Here is an 18192-nt window from a genome sequence, read left to right as displayed (position 1 = left end):
ACGTGGGCGATTCGTTCGGTTCGGCGTGGTGGCAGGGGTACGCGACCCGGTTGCGGAGGACCGCGGCAGCGCGGCGGCGTGATCCGCTGGCGTTGATGCCGCTCGACGAAACCCTCGCCGCGCTGGGCAGAACTGCGGAGACCTACGAGGGTTTGCGCTCCGTGCCGGTTGACGGCGTGGTCGGGTCGCTCGCGCGCGCCGAGGACTTCGACCGGCTGTTCCGGCCCCTCAACCGAGCTCTGCGGGAGCGCTGGCGGGCGATCGCCGACGCCGTCGGGGAACTGCCGCCGGTACGGCTCATGCGGCTGGGCGACATGTACTTCGTGGAGGACGGGCATCACCGGATCGCGCTGGCCAGGGCACGTGGTGCCGAGACGGTCAAAGCCGAGGTGCGATCGGTGTGCACCGTCGCGTGGGCGATGCGCTGCCTGACGCTGGCGGACTTGCCGTCGAAGAAGGCCGAGCGGCTGTTTCTGGAGCGCGTCCCGCTCGCCGACGCGGACCGGACGGATCTGTGGCTGGACGACCCCGCGGACTGGTTCCGGCTCGCGGACTCGGCGGAGGCCTGGGGTTTCCGGCAGACTTTGCGGGGCCGGGTGCTCCGCGACCGCGCGGAACTGGCTAGCGCCTGGTGGCACGAGGAGGTCCGTCCGGTGGTCGAACGGGTGCGAAATCGGGAAACGGGTGCGGCGCCCCGGGAGATCGCCGTCTACGTGAGCTATGGTCTAGACCATGTCTGAGAGTGCTGCCGCTCCGGCCGAGTCCGCTTCCGGTTCCTCGCTGACCGGGGTCGCGGTGAGCCCCGGACGCGCGAGCGGACCCGTCGTGCGGGTCGCCGAGCCGCTCGGGGAACCCGCGAGCACGCCCGCGCCGGACGACCCGGCGGCGGAGGCGGCCCGGATCGAACCCGCCGCGCAGGCGGTCGCCGCGCGGCTGGAAGCGCAGGCCGAGGCCGCGACCGGCGAAGCCGCGACGATCCTCGTCACGACCGCCGCGATGGCCGCCGACCCGGCGCTCGCCGCTCAGGCTCAACAGCTGGTGACGGCGCGGAACCTACCCGCGGCCCGCGCCGTCTACCAGGCCGCCGAAGGCTTCGCCGACGCGTTGGCGGCGGCAGGCGGGTACATGGCCGAGCGGGTCCGCGACGTCCGTGACGTGCGCGACCGGCTCGTCGCCGAACTGCTCGGCGTCGCCCCGCCCGGGGTGCCCGAGCTGACGTCGCCGAGCGTGCTCGTCGCCCGCGACCTCGCGCCGGCCGACACCGCGGGGCTCGACCCGGCGAAGGTGCTCGCGCTGGTCACCGAGGAGGGCGGCCCGACGAGCCACACCGCGATTCTCGCGCGGGCGCTGGGGATTCCGGCCGTCGTCGCGGTGCGCGGGCTGCTGGCCTCCGACGCCAAGGCGCTGTCGGTCGACGGCGACACCGGCGTGATCGAGGCGGTCGACGCGTCCGCGCCGATCGTCACCGCCGCCGCTTCCGGCCCGGCCGAATGGAACGGCGTCGGCGAGCTGTCCGACGGGCACCGGGTGAAGGTGTACGGCAATGTCGGCTCCCCGGCCGACGCACAGGCCGCGGCGGACGCGGGCGCCGAGGGCGTCGGACTGTTCCGCACCGAATTCTGCTACCTCGACGCACCGGCCGAGCCGACCGTCGAAGAGCAGCGAAAAGCTTATGCCGCAGTGCTTTCGCCGTTCCGTGGCAAGCCGGTCATCGTGCGCACGCTGGACGCGGGCGCGGACAAACCGCTCGCGTTCCTGTCCCCGGACGACGAACCCAACCCGGCGCTCGGCGTCCGCGGCCTGCGGATCGCGTTCGACCGGCCCGAGGTGCTCGACCGGCAGCTCGAAGCCATCGCGGGCGCGGCGGAGGACTCCGGCGCGGAGGTTTCGGTGATGGCCCCGATGGTCGGCACCGTCGAGGAAGCCGCGTGGTTCGCCGAGCGCGTGCGCGCCGCCGGGATCGCGCGGGCGGGCGTGATGATCGAGATCCCCGCCGCCGCGGTGCTGGCGCAGGAGATTCTCGGCGTGGTCGATTTCGTGTCGGTCGGTACGAACGATCTGGCCCAGTACACCTTCGCCGCCGACCGTCAGCTCGGCGCGGTCGCGAAGCTGAACGACCCGTGGCAGCCCGGTCTGCTGCGCCTGCTCAAGCTGATCGGCGACGCGGCGGAAGCGACCGGCAAACCGGCGGGCGTGTGCGGCGAGGCGGCGGCTGACCCGCGGCTCGCGCTGGTGCTGGCCGGGCTCGGCCTGACCAGCCTGTCGATGAACGCCCCGGCGATCCGGGCGGTCGGCGCGAGCCTGGCTACGGTGTCGCGGGAACGGGCCCGCGAGATCGCGGCGGCGGCGCTCGCCACCGCCGATCCGGCCTCGGCGCGCAAGGCCGTCGCGGACGCGCTTTCGGCATAAGGGCATAAGGGGACGCCGGACCCGGGAGAGATGGGGTACCGGATCCGGCGCCTGCCGCTGGTCAGCCGAAGATGCCCCGCCGAGGGTGGCGGATGACCAGCGAGCCTCCGTGGATGCGGCCGGTCAGCACGTAACGCGGGGTGCCCGCGCGGCCGTTGCTGCCGGTCTTGTCGTCGAGCGAGCCGAACTTGATCTCGGTGATCGAGTTGTAGTCCACCGCCGCGTGCTGCGGGAGGATCAGCTCGACCGAACCCCACTTCGAGTCCAGTTCGATCTGCACCACCGGGGTCGCGACGCGCGCCTCGGTGAAGTCGAGCTTGGTGCTGCCGTACTTGTTGCGCACCACCATCGCGGCAGGCACCTGCCACGGGCCGCTGCGCTGCAGGGACGAGTACTTGGCGTTGAGTTCGAGCCGCTGGCCAAGGCCGTAGTTCGGCCCGTAGCCGGGCGGATCGGGCAGCGGCGCGTACTGCGGAGCCGCGCCAGGGTGCACCAGCCCGGGCAGGTCCGCGAGGACGGCGTTGAGCTCGCCCCTGGTGCGGGCCGCGAGCGCCTGATCGGTGCGCTCGGTGAACTCGTCGAGGGTGAGCATCCCCTGCCCGATGGCTTTCTGCAGCACCCCGACCACGTGTTCGCGCTCGTCGTCGGACACCCGGATGTCGCGCTCGGTCAACGGCTTGGTCTCGGTCGCGGGCTGCGCGGCGGTCGTCTCTTCCTCGGCCATGGGTTCGATGGTAGAACTCCATTTCCGCTGGCAGATCGGGGAAAAACCCTGAACGGTCCCGTATTCCGCGCGTCGGTCGCCCTGGTCGCGGCCTGCTGGCTGCTGAGCGCCTGCACGAGCGAGGCTCCCGCACCCGCTCCCGTGAGTTCGGCCCGCCCGAAGCCGACCACCCCGCCGCCGACCGGCCTCGACGGTCGCGTCGCCACCGGCGGCATCGGCGTGGAGCTGCTGCTGGCCACGTCCCCGCCGACGGTGTTCGACGCCGACACGGGCGTGCGCGGAACTCTGCCCGGGGTTCCCGGCGGGCGGCGGGTGGTGTCCGTGCTGCGCGCCGGCCACACCCCGGTCGTGCTGACCGCGCCGCCTTGCCAGGCATCCGGCTGCGAACCGGCCGAAGTGTATGTCTACCTGGGGCTTTCGACCCCGCGGTCGCTCGGCAAAGCGGTGAGTGCGGCACCGGGGGCGGACGGCACCAGCGTGTGGCTGATCCGGCAGGACAGTCCGGACCTCTGCCGGCTGGAGCACGTCGCGCTCACCGGTATCTCCTTCGGCCGGGGCACGGTGGCGTCGTGCCGGACGCTGGTCCGGGTAGAGACGTCGCGCGGGCTGCTGATCACCGTCGGCAGCGGCACCGCGAACACGGTCGACGTGCTCATCGACCCGGCCACTGGACGCTCTGTGCACCAGTCGCCGCGCATTCTCGCCGCGGCGGGCGACCGGCTGGTCCTCGGCGAACTCACCGATCTGACCGTGCTCGACCTGCGCAGCGGGGCACGGAAACCGGTGACCCTGCCGGTGCCGGAGCCCAATCCGGCCGTGCTGCCCAGCCGGGACGGCGGTGTCGCGGTGGTCGATTTCGGCACCCCGTCGTTTCCCGGAACCGGCACGCAGACCCGGGACCTGTGGCTGTTGAACCTGCGCGACGGCACCTGGCAGCAGGCTCCCTCGATGCCGTACTCGACGGAGAACCTCAAGCGCTCCGGCCTGGAGTGGACGGAGGCCGGCGACCTGGTCGTGGACGACGGGGCCGTCGCGGCGTGGCATCCGGGCGAACCGGCGTGGCGGCTGGGGAAGGCGAAACTCGCCTCCGCGCAGCAGGCGGCCGGGGTGGCTACTTCGTAAAGCTCAGTCCTCGTCCAGCCCGTGCTCGATCGCGTACCTCGCCAGCTCGACCCGGTTGTGCAGCTGGAGCTTCCGCAACGTCGACTGCACGTGGTTTTCCACCGTCCGGTGCGACAGCACGAGCCGCTCCGCGATCTGCCGCGCGGTCAGCCCCTTCGCGACCAGCCGCAGCACGTCGGTCTCGCGATCGGTGAGCCGCGGCGGCTCCGGCGCGCCTTCCGGAGCGTCGGCCATCCGCCGGTACTCGCCGAGCACCAGACCGGCCAGCCCGGCGGTGAACACCGGATCGCCGTCGGCCGTGCGGCGCACCGCGTCCACCAGCTCCGCCGCGGACGCGGATTTCACCAGGTAGCCCGACGCGCCCGCCTTCACCGCTTCCAGCACGTCGCTGTGCTCGCCGCTGGCCGAGAGCACCAGCACCCGCGTGTCCGGCGCGGCCGTGGTGATCTCGCGGGTCGCCTCGACCCCGGACGTGCCGCCGAGGTTGAGGTCCATCAGCACCACGTCCGGCCGCACCGCGCGCGCGATCCGGATCGCCGCCGGGGCGTCCGGGGCGGTCGCGGCCACCTCGAACCCGTTCTCGCTGAGGTCGCGGGCCACGCCGTCGCGCCAGATCGGGTGGTCGTCGACCACCATCACGGAGATCGTCCGTTCCGTCATCGTCCGTCCCTCACCGTCGCCGGCACTCGCACTTCCCACTCCGTGCCCCGGCCGGGAGCGCTGTCCAGCACCGCGGTCCCGCCGAGGTCGGCCACCCGGCCGCGAATCGACTTCACTACCCCGAGACGGCCCTCGGCGGCCGCCCGTTCCAGCCTGCCGCCCTCGATGCCAGGGCCGTCGTCGCGGATGCTCACCACGACCTCACCGCCGAGATCCTCCAGCAGCACCCAGGCGTGCGCATCCGGACCAGCGTGTTTCTCCACGTTGGCCAGCGCCTCGCGGGTGATCGCGACGAGCTCCTCGGTCACGTGCGCGGGCAGGTCCACGGTGCCGGCCGGCGTCGACACCTGCACCGACGTGGTCGCCAGCAGCTGCAGCGCCGAACGGAGATCCGCGGTGTCGCCGGACCGTGTCGGCTCGCTGCTCACCAACGCGCGCAACGCGATCTCCTGCTCCCCCGCGAGCCGTGCCAGCTCAGCTGCTTCGCCGCCCACTTCGAGACCGCGACGCCGTACGCGCGCGAGCACCTGAAGCACGCTGTCGTGAATCGAACGCGCGAGGCGTTCACGCTCGGCCGTCGCTGCTTCGGTGCGAAGAGCGCGCGCGAGCGCTTCGGCGGAGCTACGCGCGAGCGTCGCCGCCATGCCGACAAGGAGACTGCTCGCGCACAGCAGCACCCCGTCACGCACGACGTCGAGATCGACCTTCTCGCGTGCGATTCCAGTACCGACTGCCACGACGAGGCCAGCCACTACGCCGCCGCGCGCACCGAAGCGCGTTGCCGCCGCGAGGGGGCCGCCCGCGGCCCACACTGTGGTGATCAACGGCGAAGCAGCGTCGTACTGAGCGTCCGACAGGATCCACGGCGACGTGAGCATGAGCGCTGTGGTGAGTACGACGTCGAAAATCACCAGCCAGCGGTGCCGTCCGCTCTCGCGCATGTACGCGAGGCTCGACACGACAGACCACGCGCCCATCACCCCGACGACGAGCCACGCCAGCCACGGCCGTTGGAAGTCCGAGTGGTGCGCGATCACCACTGCCAGCGCGAACAACCACGTGACGACACGAAGCACCACGACGCCGCGCCACAGCGGCGTCGCTGGATCCCGGGTGGAACGAACGCTCACTTCTCGTCTTCGCCGGACCCGGCGTCCTTGTCGTTCTTGTCGCCGGAGTCCTTGCTGGCCTTGCTGTCTTGGGGATTGTCGTTCGGGTTCGCGGCCTGGCTGTGCAGCGCGTCGACTGTCGATGGATCGGGATCGTGTTCGTGCAGCAGCGACCGGACCCCGGAGTTGAGCACGGCCAGCAGCGGCACCGCGAGCAGCGCGCCCGAGATGCCGGCGGCGACCAGCCCGATGGCGATCGCGAGCACCACCGCGAGCGGGTGCAGCCGCACCGCGCGGCCGAGCAGCAGCGGCTGCAGCACATGGCTTTCCAGCTGCATCACGCCGACCACGATGGCCAGCACGACCACCGCGCCGATGATGCCCTTGGACACCAGCGCGATCAGCACCGCGACGCCGCCGGTGATCAGCGCGCCGATGATCGGGATGAACGCGCCGAGGAACACCAGCGTCGCCAGCGGGATCACCAGCGGCACGCCGACGATCCACAGCCCGATGCCGATCCCGACCGCGTCGACCACGGCCACCGCCGCCGTCGCGCGGATGTAGCTGACCAGCGACGCGAACCCGCGCCGTCCCGCCACGTCCACCCGCGTGCGCACCCGCTGCGGCACGCCGCGCACCAGGAACGACCAGATGCCGTCGCCGCCGGCGAGGAAGAAGATCGTGACGAACAGCGTCAGCACGAAGCCGGTGAGGATCTCGCCGACGGTGCCCGCGGTGGTCAGCGCGGTGGTGGTGATCGACGCCTGGTTGTTCTGCAGGAAGCCGATGGCCTGGTTGATGAAGTCCTGGATCTGCTCCTGGCGCAGGTGCAGCGGACCGTTGATCAGCCAGTCCTTGATCTGGTTGAGGCTGGTGGTCAGCTGCTGCTGCAGTTCCGGGAGGCCGCTGGAGAACTGGGTGATGACGAACGTCAGCAGCCCGCCGAGCACGGCGAGCCCGGCCACGAGCACGATCGCGGTGGCGAGCCCGCGCGGGAAGCGGATCTGCACGAGCCGCGACACCGCCGGGGCCAGCAGCGCCGAAAGCAGCAGCGCGATCGACACCGGCACCACGACCGAGGCCAGGTAGCCCAGCAGCCACACCACCGCGTACAGCGCGGCGATCACCACGATGAACCGCCACGACAGCGCGGCGGACACGCGCAGGCCGCGCGGGATGAAGCCGGTGACGTCGGCGACCGGTTCGGAAAGGGACGGTTGTTCGCGTTGTCCGCGCCCAGGCTGGCTCACGGGGTCAACCGTATCGGCCCTGTCGACGAAAACCGGGCGGATCGCCAGGGGGCACGCGCGAATCACCGCTTCGCCGGTGCCGCGCGAACCGACTCTGGAGTAACCGGCCGTCTTCTCCCGGGATGACGCATCGTGAGACCCGGCCACACTCTGTGTTGTTCACACGATGGTGGCATCAAGCCGTGTCAAGGATGCGCGGCGGGGAGGAAATTTGGTTGTCTCGGTTTTGCACCACCGCGGAACTATGCCGTTCCCGCCGAAAACCGAAATCAATTTTTACCCGAGGAGAATTCACCTGTGACGAACGACGCTGTGCACGAGAGGCGGGGCGCGACGCGCTTCGGCCGTCTCGCGTCGCGTGCGTTGCTCGTCGTCGGCGGCGCGCTCGCGGCCACCGCGGCCGCGTGGACCGTCTCCTCTTCCGCCGCTTCGGCGGACACCACTGAAGCCGACGCTCCCGGCGCGAGCGTCACGCCGGTCACCGACGCGACGACCGCCGGAATCGGCGACGTCACCAACGGCGTGTCCCGCTTCGCGGGCGACGTCGCCGGTGCCGCGCAAGGGCTTTCGTCGTGCGGACAGGGCGCCACCACGTGGTCTGAACCAGGCACGTCGCGGCCTGCCTGCTCGTTCGACCGGCTCGGTGCCCCGCACCGGGACGACCTCGCCAGCGGCCAGGAGGCCGCCGGAAAGGTCAGCACCGCGGTGAGCGACCTCGGCGAGCACGCGGTGGTCACGCCGGTGCAGCGCACGCTCGGCTCGCTCGAGCACATCGCGCGCAAGCCGGAGGACGCCCGCCAGGTGATCGCGGACGCGACCACCCCGCCGCCCGCCGCACAGGACTTCGGCCGTCAGCTGTGGGATCTGCTCGACCCGAGCGCTCCCGCGGACCTGGTCGACCTGCCGAAGCTGCCCGCCGGTCCGGTTTCCGGAGCCGAGCGGCTGCCCGCGCCGGGCATTCCCGAGCAGCCCGCCGAGGCGGACCAGAATCTCGGTGCCGCCGCGATGACCACGTCCGACGCACTGCAGTCGGTCTTCCCGTCGATGGCCGCTCCGTCCACCGACCTGGTGCAGGACACCGAGCTGCCGTCGCGGCACGACGGCGACCGGGGCCTGCCCGGCGCGCCGTTCTCCCCGGCGCAGCTTCCGGCCGCGCCGCTGTCCATCCCGAACGCGCCGGCCGGTGGCAGCACCGCGCCCGGCGGACACCTCGACGGCCTGAACTTCGGCGTCCCCTCGTGGGTCACCGACGCCGTCGACAACGCCGTGGCGGGATCGACCCGCACCGGCCTCGCGCACACGCCGCGCACCCCGGGCGAGCAGCCCGGCGTCACTCCTGACTGATCCACTTCACCCGCGGGGTCTTTGACGCACCCTCGGCCACCTTTGTGCGCCGTCGCCGTCATCGACAGATATCCCGCGGGTTTTTCGCGCGCTGCGCAATTTCCGCGCACGCATTCCCCGGTGCATTCCGCACCGCCACAAACCCGCAAGGGACCCCGATATGAAGGAGAAAAATCCCATGCAGACCTGGGCAAAGCGCGGACTCCAGACCGCGTTGGTCACGGGTGGGTTGCTGATGCTGGGCACCGGCATCGCCTCGGCCGACGAGAACGTCAACCCGGACACCCCGGCCTCGCCGCTCGACCTGAACGTCACCGTTCCGGTCGACACGTCGAACAACGCCATCGGCACCCCGCTCGGCCAGGCCGACCTCCCGGCGGTCAAGAACGAGATCAGCACCAAGCCCGTCACCTCGGCCGCGAAGGAGGCGCTCGCCTCGGCGAAGACGCCCGCCGGCTCCGCGGGCAACCTGACCGGCAGCCTCCCGAAGACCGAAGCGCCCCGGCAGATCACGCCGACCCGCGACGCGTTCAAGGGCAACAAGGTCAGCGGTGACGTCGTCGTCCCGATCCAGATCGTGGACAACGCGGTCGGCGTCCTCGGCGACGCGAAGGTCGAGGGCACCTCGCACGACCAGACCTACACCCACAACCAGGACGTCGCGACCGACGGCAAGCACTCCGGCCTCGCGGGCAACGTCGTGGCGCTCGACTACGCGCTGCCGGTGCAGATCGCGGGCAACGGCGTCGGCCTGGCCGGCGGCAGTGGCGCGGTCAAGGGCGGTTCGGCGCACCAGAGCACCACCGAGACCGGCAACATCGACACCACCGGCGAGGGCTCCGGCCTGTCCGGCAACGTCGTCGGCGGCCAGTTCGCGACCCCGGTCCAGGTGACCGGCAACGCCGCGTCCTGGATCCTCGGCAACGCCTACAGCGACTACACCGCCGACACCACCGCCACCTCCGGCGGTTCCATCGCGTCGGACGGCAAGGGCGCCGCGGGCAGCGGCAACGTGGTGGGCGCGCCGATCGCGCTGCCGGTGAAGTTCAACGGCAACGCCGCCGGCGCGTGGGGCTCGGACGCGGACTCCGTGTCCAGCTCCTCGGCCGACGCCAAGGCGGGCGACACCCGCACCGGCAAGCTGAACCACATCCCGACCTACATCGAGAGCAACGGCGACGAGTCGTTCCTCTCCGGCAACGCCGCCGCCGCGCAGGCGAGCCCGGTCGCGAACGTCGCGTCCGTCGCCGCTTCGTGGATCGGCAACGCCGACACCGGTTCGGAAGCCGGCCGCCAGAGCAGCTCCACCCACGAGACCACCGCCGAGTCCGGCGGCTTCGTGGAGACCAGCGGCAACGACGCCGCCGGTTCGGCCAACGTGGTCGACCCGGCCGTGGCGCTCCCGGTCGAGGCTTGCGGCGTGGGCGGCACCTACATCGGCCGCGCGGTCGCGAACTGCGACAACACCACCACCGCGACCTCCGGCGACGGCAGCTACACCCGCGGCAACGGCTCGACGCTGACCGGCAACATCGTCAACAGCCAGATCGCGGGCGCCCCCGAGGTGCACGGCATCGGCGGCAGCCACATCGGCCAGGCCTCGGGCACCTCGACCGAGACCAAGACCGTGACCGCCGGCAACTACGACGGCAGCCAGGGCAACGACTCGTCCGGCTCGGGCAACATCGTGCAGGTGCCGGTGGCGGCTCCGGCCGAGGTGTTCGGCGTGGGCGGCTCGTTCGTCGGCCAGGGCTCCGGCGACGGCTCCGAGACCAAGGTCGTGAAGGCGGGCGGCGGCGGCAACACCGCTGACGACAACGGCTTCCTCAGCTCGAACCTCGGCACCGTCCCGGCTTCGCTGCCGGTGCAGGTGTTCGGCACCGGTGCCTCGTTCGTCGGACAGGGCCACGGCAAGTCCAGCAACGACACCACCTCCACCGCGGGTGGCGACGTGCACGCGACCGGCGCGAAGGGCGCGGGCGCGGGCAACCTCGTCGAGGCTCCGGTTTCGCTGCCGGTTCAGGGCCACGGCGTCGGCGGTTCGGTGGCCGGCATCGGCACCGGCACGTCGGACAACCTGACCGACTCGACCGCGGGCGGCGACGCCAGCGCCGACGGCAAGGACGGCGCGCTCGCCGGCAACATCGTCAAGGCGCCGATCGCCGGTGCGGGCACCATCTTCGGCGACGGGGTCGCCGGGGGCGCGCTCGGCCACGGCACCGCCACCAACGACGTCACCTCCACCGCGGGCGGCGACGCCGACACCAACGGTGACGGCGGCGCGGTCGCGGGCGACATCGTCGGCGCGGACGCCGCTCCGGTGGCGCAGGTCTTCGGCGACGCGGTCTCCGCGGCGGGCGTGTCCTCGGGCGACTCGATGAACAACACCGTCGTCACCGACGCCGGCAAGGACACCACCTCGGGCACCGAGGGCTCGATCTCGGGCGACATCCTCGACTTCCCGGTTCCGGCCGTCGCGCAGGTCTTCGGCGACGGTGTCGCCGCGGCCGGCACGGCGCACGCGGTCGGCGACAACGTCACCGACGTGACCGTCGGCGACGACGCGACCAACACCGACGGCACCGGCGAAGGCCTCTCCGGCTTCGACTTCTACCACCCGCTGGGTGCGCTGGTGCAGGTCTACGGCGTGCCGCTGGAGGTGCTCGGCGTGGCTACCGCCGAGGCCCCCAACTCGACCGACGTCGACGAGGACCCGGTCATCAATGTGCCGATCGGCGGCGAGATGGGCGCAGACCAGCTCCCCGCGCTGCCCGCCGTGCCGGGTGGCTCCTCGGCCGCTCCGTCGCTGCCGTCGGCCCCGGCGCTGCCGGGCCTGTCCGGTCTGCCCACCGCCACCACGCTGCCCGCCCCGGCGCTGCCGGGTGCCGAGCGGGCCGACGTGCCGCAGGTCAACGGCCTGTCCGGGCTTGGCCAGCTGAACCAGCTGAAGGGCGCTTCGGTGCTGCCTTCGGTGTCCGGGCTGCAGAAGGGCATCACGCTGCCGTCGGCTCCGGCCGTTCCGGGTCTGCCGGGCGTTCCGGCCCTGCCGGGTGCGGGTGCCGAGCGTGCGGACGTTCCGGCCCTGCCCGCTCAGCTGCCGGTGAAGACCTCGCTGCCGACGCTGAACCAGCTGCCCGCGGTCGCCGCGGTGCCCGCCGTTCCGGGTGCCCCGACGACCCTGCCGACCACTCCGGCCGTGCCGGGTGCCGGTGACGCGACTGGTCAGCTGGGTGCGCTGCAGAAGCTGGCCGCGAAGGTGACCAGCTTCTTCAAGAAGTGAACCGCTTCGCCTGAAGCGTGCCGGGGGTAACCCCGGACGGGCCCGGAAGCCACGTGCTTCCGGGCCCGTTTTGCGTGCTGGGTCAGGAAAATTCGAGCGACCGCTTCGCCAGCCCGTGCCAGAAGCCGTCGATCACCGTGCGGCCCTCGCCTTCGGCCGAACTGGCGCCGAGCGACACGAACAGCGGCGCGAAGTGCTCGATCCGCGGATGCGCCACCGCGGCGGCCGGGGCCTTGTGCTGGAAATCGAGCAACGCGTCGAGGTCGCGGGCGCGCAGCATTTCGTCGCCCCAGTGGTCGAACTCGGCCGACCATCCCGGCGGGGTTCCGTCGGAGCCGTTCACCTCGCGCATCGCGCGGAGGTTGTGGGTGAAGAAGCCGCTGCCGATGATCAGCACGCCCTCGTCGCGCAGCGGCGCGAGCTTGCGGCCGAGGTCGTAGAGCGCCCGCGGGTCGAGCGAAGGCATGGAGATCTGCAGTACCGGAACGTCGGCGTTCGGGAACATCTCCACCAGCGGGACGTACGCGCCGTGGTCGAGGCCGCGGTCCGGGGCGTCGTGCACCGGGGTTTCGGTCGAATGCAGCAGCTTGCGCACCCGCGCGGCCAGCTCCGGTGCCCCGGGTGCGGCGTATTTGACCTGGTAGTAGTGCTCGGGGAAGCCCCAGAAGTCGTAGACCAGCGGGACCGTCGTGGTGGCTCCCAGCGTCAGCGGAGCCTCCTCCCAGTGCGCCGAAACGACCAGGATGGCGCGAGGTTTCGCCAGGTCGGCGGACCATTCCGCGAGCTGCCGGGTCCACGTCGCGTCGTCGGCGAGCGGGGGCGCACCGTGGCTCAAGTACAGGACCGGCGTGCGGGTCGCCATGGCTGCCTCCAAGTGTTTGAAACTTCAACTACTACCGTACGCCGAGTTTCCGGTCTTGGCGAACTCGCCCTGGGGTGCGGCAGACTCGCCCGGTGAAGTTCTTCTGCTACCACCGCGACCGCCCCGGCTCCGCCGCGTTGCGCACCGAGCTGGCCGAGGCGCATTGGTCCTATATGGACGGTTACGCCGCCGAACTGATCGCGCGCGGCCCGACCATGGACGGCGAGATCCCCACCGGCAGCGTGCACGTCGTCGACCTCCCGGACGCCGCCGCGGCCCGCGAATTCGCTTTCGCCGAACCGAATTACCAGGCCGGTGCCTACCGGGACGTGCTGATCCGCCGCTGGGACAACGCTCTTGGCCGCACCATGTGGGAGTTCCCCGGCGATCTGTCGGCAGGGAGCCGATATTTGGTGCTGGGCTTGGGTTCCGGTCCCGCCGCCGACCTCGAACCGCCCTCTTCGGCCGCCCTGATCGCCTACGGTCCACTGTGGTCAGACGACGGCACCGCCTGGCTCGGCACCGCCGCTCTGGTGCAGGCGGCGGACGTGCGCGCGGCGCGGGAAATCCTTACGGCCGAACACTATGCGGCGATCGAGGTGCATCACTGGCAGCCGGGCGGTCGCTCCTGACGATTACCCCGGCCGGGAGGCGAGCGCCAGGATCACGGCGAAGACCGTCGATCCGGTAGCAATTCCGACGGCGTCACTGAGGCAGCAAATGCTGCGATCATGCTCAGCGTCGCTACGGCCCACAGCCCCGGTTGGCTGAATTGGTCGGAGAAGAACGCCCATCCCCCCTGGTAAATGTGGCGTCAACCTTCCATTGCACCGGTTTTCGCAGGAGACACCAGCGTCGTGGACATTGCCGCCATGAATGCCAGGAAGTAGCGGCGGGCGATGGCCAGCCACACGACGAACAGCGGCAGGAACGGAGGCAGCAGCGGCACAATCGTCCCCACCAAGGTGCCGACCAAACCACCAGTGGTTGCGATCTTCATCGCCACCATCGGGTCGAGGTTCGCCATCAACAGCAGCCGGGTCGCCACCGCGACCGCGAGCACCGACGGCGATAACAACAGCAGCCGCAACCACCTAGGAACCTTCATATCCCCTCAGCCGTCTTGCTCCACGGTTGCCGACCAGTCACTTCCGAAGGATCGCGACCAGCGACACCAGCACTGCGACGATCGGGAGGATGTGGTCCTTGGCCACGTCCCACGGGGTGCGGCCGCGCAGGGGATCGACGTACCGCTCGTCACGATCGGTCAAGTCGGCGGCGCGGGGACGGAGACGGTGGCTGTACCGCTGCCGCAGTCGCGGGAGCAGATCCGGGCGGCCGGCGAGCAGAAGGTACGCGGCATCGGCGGCGAACTCGGCGATCGCTTGCCGGTAGGCCGCGCTGCCGGGCAGGTCGATGTCGTCCGGCAATGCGACGTCCAGCAACGGCAGCGCGACACTGGTGGCCCGGTCGGACACCGCGGGCGGAACAGTCCAGGTCAGGCGTCCGCCGCGCGCCATCGTGAACGCCGATTTCGCCATCACCCCCAGCCGCGCGAGAACCCACGTTCCCGGCTGCGGCCAACTGGTGCGGTGCTCGTCGATCCGCACATGCCGCAGCAGCAGTCCGCACGCACGGATCGCACGCTGCCTGGCTGCCGACCGGTCCCACCAGATGACGCGGAAGAAGACGGCAGGAAGGAGGACAAGGGCCACCACCAGTCCGCCGTATGCGATGAAAATCTTGGCTGCGGGCGAGGCGACTCCCGACAGGATGAAACCGGCCGCGCTCATGGTCAGCAGAGCGAACGCCGCATACATCACAACGAACATGACCTCCGCTGTAGCGAACAGCCAGCGGCGCCGCGAGCACCGGCGATGACCGTCGACAAGCTCCTTGCGCACGCCGCCCGACAGGTCCAGCCGATCGACGAGCGTCGAGACGAACTCGGCGTCGAAGCGCGGGTACGGAGGCCATCGCCGGTTCACCCGCACACTCGCCGCGGTGTCCGCGCCAGCGGGTAGTCCGCTGTTTGCCTTTTCCTTTTGCGGCAAGGATCTCTCGTCCCGATCCGAGCATGCACAGGTTCCATCGGCATCCTGACCGATCGGCTGGGTCACGAGACCCCCGAAGCCAGCGCTCGTGCGGCATGCCCGCCAGTTCTCGGCACGTCGTCAAGCCACGTGCAGAACCGAGCGACCGTGCTCGGCTGGCACGTGGTGCATTCCCTGAACAGGTACCCGAGCGTCCGGGCCGCGGCAACGTCGTCCTCGCCGCGGTGATGCCGCACTGCCCGGAGCAGAACGCGGGCTACGAACAACGCGTGCGCGTCATCGCCCATGACGGTGTCCGCGCCTGTTCGAGCGCCGGACATGGTGACGGCCATAGTGAGCCTCCCCAGTCTCACCGGCCCAGCGCAGCGCGCCGGGCAAAAGCTCTTGTGTTCAGCGGCTAGTACGTCGGCCTCGGTGCCGGTGCGCCGCGTTTCTTGGCTGCGGCGGTGAGATGACAGCCAGTGCGCAGCAGGACGGTGGTGTTCGCTGCGGTGCCGACGTTGAGTTCGGCCCGGTATTCGTCGCGGAAGACGACCTCGTGATCACCAGGCCGGTCAACCGTGACCTGGCTGGTGCCGAAGCCGTACTCGGCGGCGATCGAGCGAACTGCGTCGACCGTGTGCGGCCACCTGTCGTCGGGAATGTTGCCTTCGGCCGTCCAGTTCGGCAGGCCCTTGACTACTGCGTCGTCTGTGCGCAAGTCGGTGTTGACGGCGGCGAAATCGTTGCCGCACGCCGACCCGCCCGCCTGATTCGTGATCTGCCACGGCTTCAGGCCGGGGGCTGCCGTGGCGATGGCACCGCGGACGCGGCTGTACATCTGTTCGTAGCGCACGGTGGCCTGGTCGATGTCGGGGCGCTGGAGGAGCTGGTTGAACTGTTGGGTTGTCTGGTCCACGGTCGTGTCCTCCGGCGGAGTGTCGGGTCCGGTGCACCCGGCGAGCACCAGCAAGGCCAGCGCCAGTCCGGTGGCTGTCGGGCCGTGTTTGCGTGTCATGGGATGTCGCGGTTCCTTGTCATCGCGGAGGCGGCTGAGGCTCCCGGCCGGGCGGCGCGGGAATCGGCTCGCCCGGTGCCGGTGGCGGGACCGGCATCTCCCACGGTTGCACGTGCCGAACGGCGAGGTCGGGACGTCCCGCGACGACACTGGCCATGTTGTACTGGCTGGTGGAGTTCTCGTCGAGATATTGGCCGTGTTCGTGGGTGATGTGGTGGGGTCCGTCCGCGCCGGTGGCGTCTCCTGTGGATAGTTGCTGAATGTCGTTGAGCGCCCCGCCCGAGATGCCTTCGTAGGGGGACGTGCCGAAGTTGTTGGCGATATCCAGGCGGGGAACCGGGTCCTGATCCGACCATTCGGAGAACATGTGCCCTTCCGGCACCTTGAGGTCGCTGCGGTTGCTGATGTCCAGCCCGGGAGACCCGAACACCACTGCGTCTTTGACGGGCGTGTCGTTCTGCAAGGCGATGCCGGTGGTCAGGCTTCCATACGAATGCCCGAGCGCGGTGAGGTGAAGCGGCTGCCCGGATGCGTTGTGCGCGGCGCCGACCCCGTTGAGGAAGCCGTCCAGCTTTTGCGCGCCGATCTTCGCCAGTCCGTCGGAGCCCACCGACTTGTCGGGGTTGAGCACGTCAGCGGTTTGCGGGGCCTCGTAGCCGATCCACGCCACCGTGGCGACCTGGCCGTGGTCGCCGTATCGGGAAGAGAGGTTCTGGCTGTGCTGCTGCAAGTTGCCCATGTCCTGGTCGTAGCCCTTGAGGCTGCGGTCCACCGTCGAGGTGAAGCCCGGGGTGAACACCGCGACGTGCTCGGCGGTGTCGATGTCGCCGACACCTACGGCAGCTTTCACTCGCTCCCCGGACGTGTCGAGGGTCAGCAACTGCCGTCCGCCGTGAGCCATGGCAGCGTCGATCGCGTCCAGCGAGCGCAGCTTCCGGTCGATCTGGTCGAGATTGCGCAGAGCGTTGACCATGAGATTGCCGCTTGGGTCGTAGACGGACTTCGTCTGGTCGACCACGGCTTGCGCGGCGGTGTGCAGCCGTTCCAGCGAGGCCCGTTCGGCGGGCAAGCGCGCGACATTGGCCTGGGACCGGACGGCTCCCGGGAGTCCGTCGCGGTTTCCCAGCCAGTCGGGGTGGTCGCGCAATAGAATCGCTTGCCCTGCCGAAGAAAGGCTGGCCCACCAGGCGGCGTTCTGGGACGGGGAGGCGTTCGGTGGAGGTTCGGGCGGAGTGAGGCCGGGGTTGCCGGAATCCGCTGCCGCGGCTGCCGCGGCGACGGTGGAGTCCTCGCCGGTGCCGAACTCGCCTTGCGCAGCGCGGTGCAGGACCGACGCGAGGTCGTTGTCGATGTCGTCGGCCGTCCGCAATGCCTGCGCCACATCGTCGACGATCTGCTGTTGCGCGCGTGCCCTGTCTTCGGGGTGCATGTCCTGGGGCAGGGCCTTTCCCGCCCAGGAATCGGTGAGCTGACCGCCGTCGCCGACAGTGAACCCGTACTTCTCGGCGAGGTTTTCAGCAGCGTGGATAGCGTTCTGCACCGCCGGAATCGCGTCAGAAGCTTGCATCAAGGCTTTATGGACGACGCTGGCTCCGGCGGCCATCTTGTCGATCCGGAAGTGGAGAAGCCGATGCTCGGACCCCGCGTCGTCGGCGGCCATCCCGGTCCAGCCGTCGACCGGCATGACCTTGCCGAAATCGTCACCGGAATTGATCAGCACTTGTTCCCGCTGCTGCATGGTCGCAGCGATCTCGTTGAGAGCCGCGGCGTTCCACCGCTTGACGTCGCTGACTGAAGCCATCAGCGGGGTCCGTGCATCTTGTGCTCGTCCGGCAAGGCGTCGCGGGCGTGTTCGTCGCCCGCGCGGTAAGCGGTCGCGGCTTTGTCGAGTGCCGCGGCGTGTCCACCGGCGTCGTTGCACCAGGTAGTCAGCGTCGCCGCCCATGAACTCGCGAACTCTCCCGCCGCAGCCGCGGCTTTTGCGCCGGGCAGCGCAGCGGTGACGCCGTTGACGGGTGTTCCGCAGTCCGCGGCGCGGATCTCGCCGACCGCTGTCTGCCCGGCCCGGCCTGCGGAGCGGAGCGCATCCGGCACCGTCGTGAACCCCATCAAGTCCTCCCCAGGCCTTGTCGGTGGTCGCTGTCTGTGCTTAGTGAAGCACTCTGACGCTACAACGCAAGAGCGATGACGCGCTGGGGCCGACTACGCAAACCACCCAGGTACAACTACTCAGGATCACCCGGATTTCCCGGTGTCGCGCTCAACTCAACCCGAATTCACCAGCAATCCGCTGGTCAGAGCACGCTCGGTGCGTCGATACGCGCACGGGCACGCCACCGATACGACGGACGACAGTCCCGGGCTGCTCGCTCAGCATG

At 70.4% G+C, this 18192-nt stretch carries 17 protein-coding genes; 6 read left to right on the top strand and 11 right to left on the bottom strand.

Annotated features, from left to right (window positions below; genetic code table 11):
• The first annotated feature begins 2 nt into the window (after nucleotides 1–2).
• Nucleotides 3–740: a hypothetical protein gene (locus ACFSVL_RS28715; protein ID WP_378308677.1), complete on the top strand. Its 738-nt coding sequence runs from the start codon at nucleotides 3–5 to the stop codon at nucleotides 738–740.
• A complete protein-coding gene (gene ptsP / locus ACFSVL_RS28710) occupies nucleotides 733–2409 on the top strand; it encodes a phosphoenolpyruvate--protein phosphotransferase (protein WP_378308676.1) in 1677 nt (558 codons plus the stop codon). The genes ACFSVL_RS28715 and ptsP overlap by 8 nt, the downstream gene beginning before the upstream one ends.
• A gap of 61 nt (nucleotides 2410–2470) precedes the next feature.
• On the opposite strand, the gene ACFSVL_RS28705 is transcribed toward ptsP, so the two are convergent.
• On the bottom strand, nucleotides 2471–3133 hold the full coding sequence (locus ACFSVL_RS28705; RefSeq protein WP_378308675.1) for a DUF1707 SHOCT-like domain-containing protein: 663 nt from the start codon (nucleotides 3131–3133) through the stop codon (nucleotides 2471–2473).
• Between the two features lie 141 nt (nucleotides 3134–3274).
• Between ACFSVL_RS28705 and ACFSVL_RS28700 the strand changes: the two genes are divergently transcribed.
• Nucleotides 3275–4255 (top strand): hypothetical protein, encoded by a 981-nt coding sequence (locus ACFSVL_RS28700; RefSeq protein ID WP_378308674.1) that lies wholly within the window; start codon nucleotides 3275–3277, stop codon nucleotides 4253–4255.
• 3 nt (nucleotides 4256–4258) lie between these two features.
• Here ACFSVL_RS28700 and ACFSVL_RS28695 read toward each other — a convergent pair whose 3' ends face one another.
• From ACFSVL_RS28695 to ACFSVL_RS28685, 3 genes are read right to left on the bottom strand one after another with little or no spacing between them, the layout of a single operon-like run.
• Nucleotides 4259–4915, bottom strand: a complete 657-nt coding sequence (locus tag ACFSVL_RS28695; protein ID WP_378308673.1) for a response regulator — start codon at nucleotides 4913–4915, stop codon at nucleotides 4259–4261.
• Nucleotides 4912–6045 carry a MacS family sensor histidine kinase gene (gene macS / locus ACFSVL_RS28690; protein ID WP_378308672.1) on the bottom strand — a complete coding sequence of 378 codons (1134 nt, stop codon included), beginning with the start codon at nucleotides 6043–6045 and terminating at the stop codon, nucleotides 4912–4914. The genes ACFSVL_RS28695 and macS overlap by 4 nt, the downstream gene beginning before the upstream one ends.
• Nucleotides 6042–7277, bottom strand: coding sequence for an AI-2E family transporter (locus tag ACFSVL_RS28685; RefSeq protein WP_378308671.1), 1236 nt, complete (start codon nucleotides 7275–7277; stop codon nucleotides 6042–6044). Before ACFSVL_RS28685 ends, macS begins: the two co-directional genes overlap by 4 nt.
• Before the next feature lie 297 nt (nucleotides 7278–7574).
• Here ACFSVL_RS28685 and ACFSVL_RS28680 point away from each other — a divergent pair, with 297 nt between their 5' ends.
• Both ACFSVL_RS28680 and ACFSVL_RS28675 read left to right on the top strand, forming a co-directional pair.
• Nucleotides 7575–8621, top strand: a complete 1047-nt coding sequence (locus tag ACFSVL_RS28680) for a hypothetical protein (protein ID WP_378308670.1) — start codon at nucleotides 7575–7577, stop codon at nucleotides 8619–8621.
• Nucleotides 8622–8799: 178 nt separating this feature from the next.
• Nucleotides 8800–11901: a beta strand repeat-containing protein gene (locus ACFSVL_RS28675; RefSeq protein ID WP_378308669.1), complete on the top strand. Its 3102-nt coding sequence runs from the start codon at nucleotides 8800–8802 to the stop codon at nucleotides 11899–11901.
• 82 nt (nucleotides 11902–11983) lie between these two features.
• Here the strand turns inward: ACFSVL_RS28675 and ACFSVL_RS28670 are convergent, their stop codons facing one another.
• On the bottom strand, nucleotides 11984–12763 hold the full coding sequence (locus tag ACFSVL_RS28670) for a dioxygenase family protein (RefSeq protein WP_378308668.1): 780 nt from the start codon (nucleotides 12761–12763) through the stop codon (nucleotides 11984–11986).
• 92 nt (nucleotides 12764–12855) lie between these two features.
• Between ACFSVL_RS28670 and ACFSVL_RS28665 the strand changes: the two genes are divergently transcribed.
• Nucleotides 12856–13395, top strand: coding sequence for a YciI family protein (locus tag ACFSVL_RS28665; protein WP_378308667.1), 540 nt, complete (start codon nucleotides 12856–12858; stop codon nucleotides 13393–13395).
• 182 nt (nucleotides 13396–13577) lie between these two features.
• Here ACFSVL_RS28665 and ACFSVL_RS28660 read toward each other — a convergent pair whose 3' ends face one another.
• From ACFSVL_RS28660 to ACFSVL_RS28635, 6 genes are all read right to left on the bottom strand, one after another.
• Nucleotides 13578–13853: a hypothetical protein gene (locus ACFSVL_RS28660; protein ID WP_378308666.1), complete on the bottom strand. Its 276-nt coding sequence runs from the start codon at nucleotides 13851–13853 to the stop codon at nucleotides 13578–13580.
• Between the two features lie 55 nt (nucleotides 13854–13908).
• Complete coding sequence (locus ACFSVL_RS28655; RefSeq protein ID WP_378308665.1) at nucleotides 13909–14883, bottom strand: hypothetical protein; 975 nt, start codon at nucleotides 14881–14883, stop codon at nucleotides 13909–13911.
• Entirely contained in the window at nucleotides 14880–15149 is a 270-nt protein-coding gene (locus tag ACFSVL_RS28650; protein WP_378308664.1) for a hypothetical protein, read from the bottom strand. The genes ACFSVL_RS28655 and ACFSVL_RS28650 overlap by 4 nt, the downstream gene beginning before the upstream one ends.
• 65 nt (nucleotides 15150–15214) lie before the next feature.
• On the bottom strand, nucleotides 15215–15814 hold the full coding sequence (locus ACFSVL_RS28645) for an LppA family lipoprotein (RefSeq protein WP_378308663.1): 600 nt from the start codon (nucleotides 15812–15814) through the stop codon (nucleotides 15215–15217).
• Between the two features lie 19 nt (nucleotides 15815–15833).
• Nucleotides 15834–17474 carry an alpha/beta hydrolase gene (locus tag ACFSVL_RS28640; protein ID WP_378308662.1) on the bottom strand — a complete coding sequence of 547 codons (1641 nt, stop codon included), beginning with the start codon at nucleotides 17472–17474 and terminating at the stop codon, nucleotides 15834–15836.
• A 140-nt stretch (nucleotides 17475–17614) separates the two neighbouring features.
• A complete protein-coding gene (locus ACFSVL_RS28635) occupies nucleotides 17615–17923 on the bottom strand; it encodes a hypothetical protein (RefSeq protein ID WP_378308661.1) in 309 nt (102 codons plus the stop codon).
• Nucleotides 17924–18192: the final 269 nt, after the last annotated feature.

Origin of the sequence: Amycolatopsis silviterrae, assembly GCF_042684085.1 — a bacterium.
GTDB classification, from domain to species: domain Bacteria; phylum Actinomycetota; class Actinomycetes; order Mycobacteriales; family Pseudonocardiaceae; genus Amycolatopsis; species Amycolatopsis silviterrae.
This window is presented reverse-complemented; position numbering and strand designations above follow the sequence as displayed.

What these genes read in the sequence shown, in the direction of transcription:
- ptsP (WP_378308676.1), top strand. Translation starts at nt 733, where the DNA reads ATGTCTGAGAGTGCTGCCGCTCCGGCCGAGTCCGCTTCCGGTTCCTCG.
- ACFSVL_RS28705 (WP_378308675.1), bottom strand. Translation starts at nt 3,133, where the DNA reads ATGGCCGAGGAAGAGACGACCGCCGCGCAGCCCGCGACCGAGACCAAG.
- ACFSVL_RS28695 (WP_378308673.1), bottom strand. Translation starts at nt 4,915, where the DNA reads ATGACGGAACGGACGATCTCCGTGATGGTGGTCGACGACCACCCGATC.
- ACFSVL_RS28675 (WP_378308669.1), top strand. Translation starts at nt 8,800, where the DNA reads ATGCAGACCTGGGCAAAGCGCGGACTCCAGACCGCGTTGGTCACGGGT.
- ACFSVL_RS28670 (WP_378308668.1), bottom strand. Translation starts at nt 12,763, where the DNA reads ATGGCGACCCGCACGCCGGTCCTGTACTTGAGCCACGGTGCGCCCCCG.
- ACFSVL_RS28650 (WP_378308664.1), bottom strand. Translation starts at nt 15,149, where the DNA reads ATGGCCGTCACCATGTCCGGCGCTCGAACAGGCGCGGACACCGTCATG.
- ACFSVL_RS28645 (WP_378308663.1), bottom strand. Translation starts at nt 15,814, where the DNA reads ATGACACGCAAACACGGCCCGACAGCCACCGGACTGGCGCTGGCCTTG.
- ACFSVL_RS28640 (WP_378308662.1), bottom strand. Translation starts at nt 17,474, where the DNA reads ATGGCCGCCGACGACGCGGGGTCCGAGCATCGGCTTCTCCACTTCCGG.
- ACFSVL_RS28635 (WP_378308661.1), bottom strand. Translation starts at nt 17,923, where the DNA reads ATGGGGTTCACGACGGTGCCGGATGCGCTCCGCTCCGCAGGCCGGGCC.